General features: G+C 68.3%; 10 protein-coding genes and 1 pseudogene. 6 read left to right on the top strand and 5 right to left on the bottom strand.

Annotated elements, in window-relative coordinates; genetic code table 11:
* Positions 1–197, bottom strand: a pseudogene (locus D7Y11_RS38220) (alpha/beta hydrolase); the annotation flags it as partial.
* A 37-nt stretch (positions 198–234) separates the two neighbouring features.
* Complete coding sequence (locus D7Y11_RS38215; protein WP_121763008.1) at positions 235–834, bottom strand: TetR/AcrR family transcriptional regulator; 600 nt, start codon at positions 832–834, stop codon at positions 235–237.
* A 232-nt stretch (positions 835–1,066) separates the two neighbouring features.
* On the opposite strand from D7Y11_RS38215, the gene D7Y11_RS38210 reads away from it, so the two are divergent.
* The 3 genes from D7Y11_RS38210 to D7Y11_RS38200 all read left to right on the top strand — a co-directional run bounded on the left by D7Y11_RS38210 (position 1,067) and on the right by D7Y11_RS38200 (position 5,608).
* A complete protein-coding gene (locus D7Y11_RS38210; protein WP_233607532.1) occupies positions 1,067–3,079 on the top strand; it encodes an AsmA-like C-terminal region-containing protein in 2,013 nt (670 codons plus the stop codon).
* 190 nt (positions 3,080–3,269) lie between these two features.
* On the top strand, positions 3,270–3,950 hold the full coding sequence (locus D7Y11_RS38205; protein ID WP_121755744.1) for an FKBP-type peptidyl-prolyl cis-trans isomerase N-terminal domain-containing protein: 681 nt from the start codon (positions 3,270–3,272) through the stop codon (positions 3,948–3,950).
* Positions 3,947–5,608 (top strand): alpha/beta fold hydrolase, encoded by a 1,662-nt coding sequence (locus D7Y11_RS38200; protein WP_121755743.1) that lies wholly within the window; start codon positions 3,947–3,949, stop codon positions 5,606–5,608. The genes D7Y11_RS38205 and D7Y11_RS38200 overlap by 4 nt, the downstream gene beginning before the upstream one ends.
* A 37-nt stretch (positions 5,609–5,645) precedes the next feature.
* On the opposite strand, the gene D7Y11_RS38195 is transcribed toward D7Y11_RS38200, so the two are convergent.
* Complete coding sequence (locus tag D7Y11_RS38195) at positions 5,646–6,281, bottom strand: hypothetical protein (protein ID WP_121755742.1); 636 nt, start codon at positions 6,279–6,281, stop codon at positions 5,646–5,648.
* A 201-nt stretch (positions 6,282–6,482) separates the two neighbouring features.
* Between D7Y11_RS38195 and D7Y11_RS38190 the strand changes: the two genes are divergently transcribed.
* Positions 6,483–8,162, top strand: a complete 1,680-nt coding sequence (locus tag D7Y11_RS38190; protein ID WP_126936138.1) for a right-handed parallel beta-helix repeat-containing protein — start codon at positions 6,483–6,485, stop codon at positions 8,160–8,162.
* On the opposite strand, the gene D7Y11_RS38185 is transcribed toward D7Y11_RS38190, so the two are convergent.
* Positions 8,159–8,347 (bottom strand): hypothetical protein, encoded by a 189-nt coding sequence (locus D7Y11_RS38185; protein ID WP_126936137.1) that lies wholly within the window; start codon positions 8,345–8,347, stop codon positions 8,159–8,161. The two genes, D7Y11_RS38190 and D7Y11_RS38185, sit on opposite strands and share 4 nt — an antisense overlap.
* A gap of 77 nt (positions 8,348–8,424) precedes the next feature.
* Between D7Y11_RS38185 and D7Y11_RS38180 the strand changes: the two genes are divergently transcribed.
* Both D7Y11_RS38180 and D7Y11_RS38175 read left to right on the top strand, forming a co-directional pair.
* A complete protein-coding gene (locus D7Y11_RS38180; protein WP_126936136.1) occupies positions 8,425–8,916 on the top strand; it encodes a hypothetical protein in 492 nt (163 codons plus the stop codon).
* Positions 8,917–8,998: 82 nt separating this feature from the next.
* A complete protein-coding gene (locus tag D7Y11_RS38175) occupies positions 8,999–10,783 on the top strand; it encodes a C1 family peptidase (RefSeq protein WP_126936135.1) in 1,785 nt (594 codons plus the stop codon).
* Here the strand turns inward: D7Y11_RS38175 and D7Y11_RS38170 are convergent.
* Positions 10,765–11,693: nitrilase-related carbon-nitrogen hydrolase (locus tag D7Y11_RS38170; protein WP_306770487.1), on the bottom strand; the 929-nt coding region annotated here is incomplete at its 5' end. The two genes, D7Y11_RS38175 and D7Y11_RS38170, sit on opposite strands and share 19 nt — an antisense overlap.

Here is an 11,693-nt window from a genome sequence, read left to right as displayed (position 1 = left end):
ACCCTCAACACCCGGGGCTGCCCCCGCGCCAGCACCGCCTCCGCCGTGCGCGAGCGCCGCGGCCGCTGGGGCGTCAGGAACAGCCGCTCCGACCACGCCGCCGCCACCCCGGGCGCCACCGCCCCCAGACTCCGCGCCGCCGCCCTCACACCCCACAGCGCCACTTTCGTCCGAACGTTCGTGCTATTTTCCGCCATGATGAGGTCCTCCTCGAAGGACACTGCGACGACAGGGTCAGGAAGTCGGGGTGCGCGCGGCGGTGACGAGCGCTTCGAAGGCCCGGCGGGCTCGCGCCTCGGCCTGGGGGTCCCGCATCAAGCGCTGCGCGTGGTGGAAGCCCAGCATCGCCGCGTACTGATCATGGGCGAACTGCTCCACGTCCAGCGCCTTGTGGAAGTGCCCTTCCGCCACGGCGATGCGCGCGGCCTGGGCCAGGCAGTCCAGCCAGTCCCGCTGCCCCTGCACCAGCGTGTCCCGCGCGGGCCCGGGCGCGTCGTCCAGCTCCGCCGCCGCCGCCACGAAGATGCAGCCGCCCTCGAGCACCTTGTCCCGGTCCCACGTGAGCCAGCCGTCGAAGAGCGCCCGCACCCGGGGCTCACCGCGGGCCTTGCCCAACGCCGGGCGGATGACGCGCTCGGTGAAGACGACGGTGGCGGCCTCCAGGACCTGGACCTGCAGCTCCGTCTTGGACTTGAAGTGCGCGAACAGGCCACTCTTGGAGAGGCCCAGCTCCTCCGCCAGCCCCCCGATGCTCAGCCCCTGCAGCCCCACCCGGCTCGCCAGCCGGACGGCCGTCTCCAGGATGGTCTGATGGGTGAGCTCGCCCTTGCGCATGACCTCTTCATAGAACGGTCGTGCTTTTCGTGCAACCGCTTCCGCGGGAGCCCTGGCCGGGAGCGGAGTGCGCGTCCTTCGAAAGCGGCAGCCTCGACCCGTCCTGTTGTCCCAGAACGGGCCGCCTCATGCTCCAGGCTGGTCAGCCCCACCGTCACTCCAGGGGGTGCTGACCTGGAAGGATGGCTTCGCGGGAGGTCATCCGCACGAGGCATCCCCATCTTTCCAAGGTATGCAGAAGAGAACCGCCCTCCCCGTCCGCCGCGCCTTGATGTGGGTGCTCGGAGCCCTGGCCGCCGTGCTGGTGCTGGGGGCCGGTGCGCTGGCGCTGAATCCAGGTTGGATCGTCGGGCAGCTCCGTGAGCAGCTCGAGGGCATCGCCACCCGGTCCCTTGGCCGCCCCGTGAGCGTCGAGAAGGTCGAGGCCCACTGGGTGCCCAGGCCTGGAGCCTCGGTCACGAACCTGCGGGTCGAGGGTGAAGGCGATGAACCGCCCTTCCTCGAAGCCCGTCACGCGACGGCCACCGTCCAGCTCTGGCCATTGATCCGGAGTCTGGGCAAGGACGTGCGCATGGGGGCGTTGACGCTCGATGACACCCGGTTGAATCTGGTGAGACGCAGGGACGGGACCTGGAACTACGAGAAGCTGGGGAGCCAGCAGCCTGGGACCGGCAGTCCCCCGCCGGGGGCAGCGCGAGAGACGAGCGTCGAGGCGCTCCGGATTCGAAACGGGGTCGTGAACGTGACCGATGCCCAGTCGGCCGGTGGCACCGCCGCGGTCGCGATGCGGGACATCGACCTGGACTTGAAGGGCCTTGGGCCCGAACTGACACTCAAGGGCTCCTTGAAGGCAGCCATCGCCGCGCCAGCTCGGAACGTGTCGGTGGACTTCAAGGTCGCCCCCTTCCCCACCGGGAAGCCCCAGCCCGGCCAGCCCTGGCCCCAGGTGACGATGCACCTGCGCGGCAAGGACCTGTCCGTGAACGCGTTCCGGAACTTCCTGCCCCCGACGGCAATGGGTTACTTCACCGGGGGGCAGGTGGACGTCAGCGCGGATGTGAAGACGAACGCGGGCGCGTACGTGCTCACGGGCCAGGGCGCGGCGAAGGCACTGAAGCTTCGTGGTGAACCGGCGAGTGGTTCGTTCGCCTTCGCATCACGCATCGACCCGGCCCGGGTGAAAGCCGCCAGGGTCGATTTCACGAAGCTCGCGATCAATGGGCCGGGCATCGACCTCGCGGGGACCGCCTCGGCTTCGGTGGCACCCACTCGCGTGCGGTTCGCGATGCAGGGGCAGGAGCTGGACCTCAAGCATGTGTTGGGGGCGCTGCCACAACAACCCGGGGATGAAACCGCATCCCCCGCGCTGCCGGCTTCGGTGCGCAAGAAGCTGAGCAAGGTCGATGTGAGCGGCACGCTCAAGCTCGCGAAGCTGCACCATGGCGCGCACGTGGCGACGAACGTGGACGCGCGGGCGAAGCTGGATGAAGGCGTGCTGAGCGTGCAGCGAGGGAGCGCGACCGTCTATGACGGGCGCATGGACCTGCGTGGGTCCCAGGTGGACCTCACGAAGAAACAGCCGGAGTGGTCCCTGAAGGCGGTGCTCACCGGAATGGACACCGCGCAGGCCTTCCAATCCCTAGCGGGTTCCCAGGCGCTGCGAGGCAGGGCCAGTGGCGACTTTCAGCTCACCGGCACGGGCACGGACTGGAACCAGATACGAAACACCCTCACCGGCAGCGGGACCGTGCAGCTTGGGGATGGCGCCCTCACGACGGCGAACCTCGAGGAGAAGGTGACGCCGCTCCTGACGGGGTCGGGCCAGACGGGCGCGAGGGGAGCCGGCTCGAAGACAGCCCAGGGCACCGAGTTGAAGGACCTGAGCGCCTCGTTCCGGGTCCAGGACGGATGGCTCACCTTCACGAAGCCCGTGGCCTTCCAGTCGAGCATTGGCAGCGGGAGGTTGGATGGCAGGGTGGGGCTGGATGCGCGCCTGGAGCTCAAGGGCACGCTCGATGCGTCCGCGTCGTTCGTCTCCACCCTCACCCACGGCGCGACTCCCATTGGGAGCCCCGTATCCATCCCCCTGACCATCACAGGCACGCTGGAAGATCCCGAAGTGACGCCAGGAAGCCCGCTCAACATCGCCAAGGGTCTGTTGCCCAAGGTGGGCAGCAACCCGGTGAACCAGGCGCGCAAGGGGATTGAAGGACTGTTCAAGAGGCCCCGGAAGCAGGGTCCGTGAGGAGCCCGACAGCGGCGAGGCATTGAGGTCTTGGCTTGCGCCTCAAAGCATCTCCCTGACGTGTTCAGCGCGGCTCCTGACGTGTCAGGGGGCGTCCTCGTTTCATGGCTCCAGAGGGGAGAGTGGCTGGCACGTGCCTTGGATTCAGCGGGGCTCGCCTCCCGTCTCCATCCGCCAGGAGTTCCACCCCATGAAGCACCTTGCCTTCCTCTTCTTCTTCACCGCGACCGCGCATGCCGCGGCGCCGTTGGGCACCGACAAGGAGCGGGACAGCTACGCACTGGGCCAGGACGTCGCGGAGTCCATCAAGCGCACCGACGCGGACCTGGACATCAATACGTTGGTGCAGGGCATCCGGGACAACCTGGAGGGGAAGCCCTCGTTGCTGAGCGGACCGGAGCTCACCCAGGCGCGGACGCGGGCGCAGGGCACGATGCTCCAGAACCGCACGGCGAAGCGCGCGGCGGATTCGGCGAAGTACGGTGCGGCGGGCCAGTCCTTCCTGGCGACGAACAAGGCCCAGAAGGGCGTGGTCACCACCGCGAGCGGGCTCCAGTACCAGGCGCTGACCGCCACCACCGGCCCGAAGCCCGGCCCCGCGAACCGCGTGGTGATTGACTACAAGGGCACCGTGGTCGGCGGGACGGGCACGGAGTTCGACAGCTCCGCCGCGCAGGGGAAGCCGGCGGTCGTGGGCGTCAGCGATGGCATCGCGGGTTGGAAGGAAGCCCTCCAGCTCATGACGATTGGCAGCACGTATCGCTTCGCGCTCCCGCCGCAGCTGGCCTACGGCGCGCAGGGGCTGCCCGGCAAGGTTCCTCCGAACGCGACGGTCGTCTACGAAATCACCCTGCGCGAGGTCGCGAAGTGAGCGCCCCGAACGTGCACGTGGGGTTCTGCGCCGCGCTCCTCTTGATGGGCTCAACGGCCGCCGCGCAGACGCTCGACTGCCAGACCTCACAGGAGCGCTTTCCCGCCGCGGGCCTGACGCCCAACCCGAAGGTCGTGGCCATGGTGCCCGCCGACAAGCTGGCCGCGGGCTACGTCCGGGTGGGCGGCGGGTGTGAGGTGTCGCGCTTCGGCTTGGAGTCCGTGCACGCCGCGGTGATGGTGCAGAACGCACCGGACGGGACTTCCGGCTGGCGGTGCAAGGGCGCGGACCCCGCGTTCGTCTCCAACCCGGCCTGGGCGAAGGCGTCCGTCACGTACTGCCGGGCCACCGACGCAGGGGGCACCCCGCTGCCGCTCCAGTGCACGACGCTCACGAAGAAGACGGGCCTGCTCCGCAACCCCACCGTCGAGGTGAGCCTCACCCCCAACCTCGTCACCGACGGGTACGTGGTGGTCTCCGGCGGCTGTGACACGTCCCACTTCGGCAATGGCTCCGTGCACGCGGAGAACGTGGTCATCTCCCGGCCCACGCCCGGCGGTCAGGGCTGGTATTGCCAGGCGGCGGATCCGCCGAACCACGGGCAGGACGCCACGGTGGAGGCCTCGCTCGTCGCATGCCGCGTGGGCCCGACGGCCGTCACGCCGAAGCCCAACCTCCAGTGCACGGTGACGCAGGGCGCGCAGGGCACGGGGGCCTATCCGAAATCGTTCGCGAAGGGGACGGGCCGGACGTTGGGAGGCGGCTGCGAGCTGTCCTTCGCGGGCAATGGCTCTGTCCATGCGGAGTTCATGGTGCAGCAGGGGCCGCAGGCGGATGGCTCGTGGGCCTGCCTCGCCGCGGATCCTCCGCTCATCTCCAACCCCGGAACCGCGAAGGCCAGCGTCGTGAGCTGCAACCTCACCACCACTCCCCTGCCGCCACCGGTCGTCGTTCCCGCGACGCGGAAGAACCCGGTCATCATCGTGGGCGGCACGGTGGCGAGTGAGATCCTGTACTGGATCCTGGCCGGGCGGCTCCGGGCGGACGGCTACTACGTGGAGATTTTCGAGCTACCCGGGGGCGGACTCATCGACATCCGCGAGGGCGCGCAGGTCCTCAAGAATCGCGTTTCGGAGGTGCTGCTGAAGACCGGCGCGGAGAAGGTCAACCTCATCGGGCACAGCCAGGGCGGCATCACGGCCCGGACCTACGTGCATGACTTCGGCTGGCGACTGGTGGACAACCTCATCAGCCTGGGCTCGCCCCACAAGGGCACCCACGTGGACCCGCTGCTGGCCGCGCTGCTGGTGGGGTGCACCAGCAAGCCCACGGACAGCCCCATCTGCACCCAACTGCGCGCGGGCCCCTTCCTGGAAGAGATCAACCAGCGGGTCCCGGACGACGGCATCGCCTACACGAACATCAACAACCTGAAGCAGTTCGATGTCTTCACGGACGGGCTAACCAACGGGCGCATGGACAACTGCGACCGCACGAACGCGCAAGGACAGGCGCTCAAGTGCAACGTGGTCGTCCAGGAGCAGTGCCCGGCAATCTTCGTGGAGCACATCGGCCTGGCGTCGAGCGGGGCCGTCTACAGTGGCATCCGTCAGGCGCTGGTGAAGCAGCCCATTCAATTCAACTGCGCCGAACTCTAGACACTCCCATGAGCCCGTGCCCTTGCGGCGTTCGCGCTCAGCGCGGGCCCATGGCTTCGCCCGTCCCGACGCCCAGTTCGGGGCAGGCCCCGGGAAGGACCTCATCCTTGACCGGACGGAACGTGCCCTTGTCGAGGACGAAGTCCCGCAGGACGCAGGCCTCGGTCCCGCTTTCAGAGCTGCCCATCCAGATGGCTCGCATCCATTGGCTGTCCGGGCGGAATGCCAATTGGAGCTGCCGGTAGTCCTCGCCACTGGCCGGCAGGGGCATGACGTGGCCGGTCTTCGCGTCGATCGCGAATCCGAAGATGCACTCGGTGCCACAGCCGCTGATCATCACCGCGTATCGGCCGCCAAACTTCACCCCTTTGGCGGCCGCCTGACGGAGGCGGGTGCGGTACATCTTCACCCCCGCGTCGCCTCCGGTCAGGTCAGGCGTCGCGAGCGGCCCGGTGTAGACCTGCGCGGGATGCGCTTGGAAGGCAGCGGGCGGAAGGACCGCGACCGGCGGCGCGGAGTCCCCTGCGTCCTCGGCAGCCGGCGGCGAAACCACCGCCGTCGCGGTGGGCCCAGGCGGCGGGGGTACGGACTTCTCACTGCACGCGGCCAATGCCAGCAGGACCGCGAGCCTCAGGACCTTCACTTTCGCTCCCCGTTCGTGCTCGCTCGCCATGGTTTCCCGGCGTCATCGGCCTACGGGCAATCCTCTACCCCGCTGTTTCGCGGTGCAAAGGTTCATTGCCCTCAGGGACCGCGTCGGACCAAGGTTGGCGAAAGGAAACCCATGACCCCTTCATCCTGTCGCTGGGCCTGTGTTCTTGGATTGCTGACGTTGGCCGCTTGTTCCGATGGGACACCGGATGGAGGCGACCCCGTGGATGGGGGACTCGTTTTCGACGGCGGCGGCAGCGGTGATGCGGGAAGCAGCGGCGATGGAGGAAGCCTCGGGGACAACGCCACGGTGGCCGGCGCGACAAGTCTGCCCTTTCCGACGCTGCACCACCTGACCGTGGAGTGGGCGTTCAGCGGAGATGCCAATGCCAATGGCGTCGTGACGGTCCGCTACCGGGCCTCGGGCACCAGCGCCTGGCGCGAAGCGCTGCCGCTGCGCCGCGTGGCCGCGGGCAGCAACGAGGGCTTCAGCTGGACGGGCCGCCATTCTGGCAGCGTGTTCGACCTCCAGCCGGGGACGACCTACGAGGTGGAGCTCACCCTCACGGACCCCGATGGCGGGTCGACCATGCGCACCACGACCGCCACCACCCGCCCGGTGCCGGTCCCCATGGCAGGCGCCCCCGTCAAGGCAGTGACACCCGGCACGTTCGCCAGCGTCGCCGCGAGCGCGCAGCCGGGGGACGTCCTCCAGTTGGGCGCGGGAACCTACGCTGGCTTTGATTGGTCCCGGAGCGGAACGGAAGGAAAGCCCATCGTGCTCCGGGGGACGGCCGGGGTGGTGATCAACGGCGCCATCAACCTCTTCGCCCAGTCCCACGTCCACCTGGAAGGACTCACCGTCAACGGCCGCATCCGCTTCAACGGCTCGAAGCACATCGTCATCCAGCGTTGCGCCATCAACGCCAGCAGCGCCCATGGAGGCGACGGCATCGTGACCTTCACCCGCGCGGAGAACGCATACATCGCGGACAACGTGGTGACGGGCCTGACGCAGTGGGCGGAGGCGTCGCTCGGCGCCAGTGGAGACAACCTGGGTGAAGGCATCGCCGTCAACGGCCCGGGGCACGCCATCCTGCACAACCGCGTGACGGGGTTCCGGGACGACATCTCCCTCATGGAGGACGAAGAGGCCGTGGATCAGTTCAGCATCGACATCCTGAACAACGACCTGACCGGCAACGCGGATGACGGCATCGAGGCGGACTTCTGCGTCCACAACTGCCGCATCGTCCGCAACCGGCTGACGAACAACTTCATCGCGGTGTCGTCGCAGCCGGGGTTGGGCGGGCCCACGTACTTCGTCCGCAATGCCATCTACAACGCGGTGCACGTGGCCTTCAAACTCTACCGGGGCAGCACCGGTGACGTGCTCCTGCACAACACGGTGGTCAAGCACGGAGATGCGTTCGGCATCTACGCGGGCCGCCCGGTGGCGCACCTCTACGCGCGCAACAACCTCTTCCTGGGAGGGACCGGCGGCACGTTCAATGGCTACAGCAGTGGCACCGGCCGGGTGTTGCACGTGCCCGACCTGGAGGTCGCCAGTTCGAGCCTCGACTACGACGGTGTGGGTTCCACCACGGACACTGTCACGGGCCGCCTGGGCGCCACCCCGTTCACCAGCCTCCAGACCCTGCGGACCGGAACGAGCGAACAGCATGCCGTGCAGGTGGACCTCACGGCGTTCGCGACCCCGGTGGCGTATCCCGCCGCCCCGCTGACGCTCTACGCGAAGCCGGACCTGCGCATCCGGGCGGATTCGGCCGCGGCGAACGCGGGCCAGGCCCTGCCGAACATCAACGAGGGCTTCACCGGCCCGGCGCCGGACCTGGGTGCATTCGAGGCGAGAGCGGACCTGCCCGTCTACGGCCCGCGCTAGCACGTCAGCAGCGCCAACGCGGCGGTGGTCAACACGGTGACGCCGGTGCGCAGCGTGCGCTCTCGGTCCGGCAGGCATGTGTACAGGCAGGACTCCCAAAGCTTGCTCGCCATTCCCCCCACGGCGGACAGCAGCGGGTTGACCGTGCCTCTGCCTGGGTGCGCCAGCAGGAGTGCCCAACTCATGGGGCTGGCGACGCGAAACGGGCTTCTTAGTTTTGACCCAGGAGCGCGCTGGCCGTTGATGACCACGTGTAGATGACATGGCACTTGAACGCTACGCCGCCGCGGTCCTGGCGGATGGACCGATTGGCTACTGGCGCCTGGGAGAGGCACCTGGAGCGATGACGGCAGTCGATGCCTCGGGGCACGGCAACCATGGAGAATACTCCGCCGGTGGAATCACCCTTGGGTTGAGTGGCTTCAAGGGCGGGGACACGGCGGCGCTGAAGGAGATTGGCTTTCGCGTGAAGGTTGCCATTGGGATGCCTGGCTTGAAGCCCGGTCCTGTCTCCGAGTTCGTCAGTGCCGGCCTCGGCCCGGATGAAGCGCTGGAGATCGACTGCTCGGACATCTTCAAAATCTCCGGGGTCGATGCCCGCTTCCTCAAGGGGTTTGTTGTGATTGAAACCGAGGGCACCGAACTTGACGTGGTCGCCGTGTATTCGGCGGCGGGCCGGGACGGACCGATCACGACGATGCACACCGAGCGCGTCCCACCCCGACGCAGGGAAGAGAGGGTCGGCAAGGCCTGAGTGGATTTCGAGATCGACGATGGGGGCCTTGCCTCGGAACGCGGGCGCTCCAGGTTTGAGCTTGGACCATTGGAGGGACCCCATGAGCTACAAGATTCCAAGACTGGGCTGGTTGCCGGATCCGCTCGATCCCCGCGACCTGACGGTGCGGGCGCCGGAGGTGAAGCGCTCCCTGTCCGCGGTCATGCCCCGGCTGTCACCAAAGGGTGCGGTGGGGGCGGCGGCGGGCGCTACGTCGGTGGGCCCGCTGCGGGTGGACCTGCGCAAGTGGTGCTCCGCGGTCGAGGACCAGGGACAGATTGGCTCCTGCACGGCGAACGCGGTGGTGGGCCTGTATGAGTACTTCCAGCGCCGGATGACAGGCGAGAACGTGGAGGCCTCGCGCTTCTTCCTCTACCGGGCGACCCGGCGGCTTCTGGGGTGGGACGGCCGGGGCGACACGGGGGCCTTCATCCGCAGCACGATTCGCGCGCTGCGCCTCTTCGGCGTGCCGCCAGAGGAATACTGGCCCTACAAGGAGAGCGACTTCGACCGCGAGCCGCAGGCCTTCCAGTATGCCTTCGCGCAGAACTTCCGGGCCATCCAGTACTTCCGCCTGGAAGAGAAGATCGGGCATTTGAAGAGCGCGCTGAACGCGGGGTTGCCGTTCGCCTTCGGCTTCACCTGCTTCAGCTCGATGTTCTCGCCGGAGGTGAAGACGAGCGGGATCATCCCGTACCCAGCACCGCAGGAGGCCGTGGAGGGAGGTCACGCCGTCCTCGCGGTGGGCTACAGCGACTCCCACGTGCTCTTCAAGAACAGCTGGAGCCCCAAATGGGGACTGGACGGCTACGGCTTCCTTCCGTGGACCTTCTTCGACCGGGAGCGCCCCCTGGCGACGGACTGCTGGGCCCTGCTGGATGCCGCCCTCATTCCTCCGGAGGAAGCGACCCGGGAGGACTTCGAGGAGGAGAAGCCGGGCAAGCGAAGGGCGCGTCCGGGCCGTGCGGAGCGGACGCCGCCGCTCATCCAGGTGGTCCGCGGGAATGATCCATTCACCGAGGTCCCCCTGCGCATCACGTCATCGGGCGTGGAGGCGGCGCATGACGCATTGCGGATGGGGCTTCGTTCGACTCGCGAGGAGGTCTCGGTGCGGCTGCGCCGAGTGAGCATCACCCCGTCCTTCGACTTCACGTTGCTGAGACAGGCGTCCGACGACCTCTACCTTGTCGGGCTCGCCTGGGACCTCTCGGGCCGGACTCCATCGCTCCTTGCCTCGGCCGCGGAGCCGACGAAGGGCGTCTTCCGTCAGGACGGAGCCGGCAGGGAGATCCGCTTCGGGGATGGCGGCCTCCAGGTATGGAAGGGAGCGCCTGTGATTGGCGCGCTCTACCTGAACCTCCTGCTCGTGGAGAGCAGCAAGGGGGCGGAGGATCTCTCCAAGACACTGCGCGACGTGGAGAGCATCGTGACGAAGAGCCGCCTGGGGACTGCCCTGGCCGAACAGGGCTCCGAGGTGGAGGCCGAGTCCCTCGTGCGGACGGAGGAAGCGGCGCGCCTGCTGATGGGCGAGGTGACGGCTGCGCTCGGAAGACAGGGACATGTCATCCCCTGCTTCAAGGGCGTATTCGGGGCGGACTCCTTCCTTCACGGACAGACAGATGTCTATGACCAGCTCGGCACGGTCGTCGAGTTGGAGCGGGCCCTCAAGGAAGAGCCCCGAAGCACCGCGAAGCCACGGCTCACGGCGCTTCAGCAGATGCAGATGGCACTCGTCGAGGAGCGCCAGCGCGGAAGCGGCAAGGTGACCGAGCCTCCGCGGGAGGACGTCCTCCCCCCGAAGACGGAGGAGGCGGCCCCCAAGCGTCCTCATGGGCCCAGAGCCTGACCCTTGTCACCCATGCCGGCGGCGTTGTTCGCGCTTCGCCGCCGCGCGATGAGCCCATGGACGGAGGCCTGGAGCACCCAGCCCAGCGCGGCCAGTCCGGAGAGCAGTCCCACCGAGTCTCCGATTCGCGCGTAGAGCGTGGGCACCCGGCCCACCGGCAGCTCCGCGCGCAGCACGCGCTCCTCCGCCGTGAAGTGGTCCAGTTCGCCATACACGCGCCCGTAGCCGTCCACCGCCACTGACAGTCCCTGATTCACCTGCCGAACCATGCTGAAGCCCTGCTCCACCGCGCGGAACACCGCCTGCCGCGTGTGCAGTGGGCTGATGCCCTTCCAGTCGCTCGACGGCAGCAGGAGCAGTTCGAGCCCCCGCTCCGAGGCGCTGGCGAACACCGCCGGGAAGTCTCCGTCGAAGCAGATGGCGCCTCCCAGGACTCCCACGCCGGGAGCCTGGCTCACCGCCGGCTCCGCGCTGCCCGGGATGGAGTGTTCCGCCTCCCATCCCGGCACCGGCCGGGACTTCACGTAGCGCCATGCCACCGCGCCATCCGGTCCCACCAGGATGAGCTCGTTGCGCAGCATCCGCTCCGCCTCGGGCGTCATGCTCGCCACCGACATGCCGAGCCACACGCCCCGCTCGCGAGCCAGCGCGCTCCCCCGTGCGATGAGCGCTTCCAGCTCCGAGGCCAGCACCACCGCGTTGCCCTCGGACCAGAGGAGGAGCTTCGCTCCCTTCACGGCCTCCCGCTCCGACAGTCGCAGCAGTTCCTCGTTCACCGCGCGCGAGGCATCGGCGAAGGCTCGCCAGTCCTCATCGGCGAAGGCCTCGCCCTTCATGAGCCGGGACAACCCCGCCTCGCGGCCCGTGGCCACATCTCCCGCCACCGTGATGCCCGCCACCCGGACGGGCT

Source organism: Corallococcus sp. AB018 (genome assembly GCF_003986945.1).
Lineage (GTDB): Bacteria > Myxococcota > Myxococcia > Myxococcales > Myxococcaceae > Corallococcus > Corallococcus exiguus.
This window is presented reverse-complemented; position numbering and strand designations above follow the sequence as displayed.

What these genes read in the sequence shown, in the direction of transcription:
- D7Y11_RS38195 (WP_121755742.1), bottom strand. Translation starts at nt 6,281, where the DNA reads ATGGCGAGCGAGCACGAACGGGGAGCGAAAGTGAAGGTCCTGAGGCTC.
- D7Y11_RS38185 (WP_126936137.1), bottom strand. Translation starts at nt 8,347, where the DNA reads ATGAGTTGGGCACTCCTGCTGGCGCACCCAGGCAGAGGCACGGTCAAC.
- D7Y11_RS38215 (WP_121763008.1), bottom strand. Translation starts at nt 834, where the DNA reads ATGCGCAAGGGCGAGCTCACCCATCAGACCATCCTGGAGACGGCCGTC.
- D7Y11_RS38205 (WP_121755744.1), top strand. Translation starts at nt 3,270, where the DNA reads ATGAAGCACCTTGCCTTCCTCTTCTTCTTCACCGCGACCGCGCATGCC.
- D7Y11_RS38210 (WP_233607532.1), top strand. Translation starts at nt 1,067, where the DNA reads ATGCAGAAGAGAACCGCCCTCCCCGTCCGCCGCGCCTTGATGTGGGTG.
- D7Y11_RS38180 (WP_126936136.1), top strand. Translation starts at nt 8,425, where the DNA reads ATGGCACTTGAACGCTACGCCGCCGCGGTCCTGGCGGATGGACCGATT.
- D7Y11_RS38175 (WP_126936135.1), top strand. Translation starts at nt 8,999, where the DNA reads ATGAGCTACAAGATTCCAAGACTGGGCTGGTTGCCGGATCCGCTCGAT.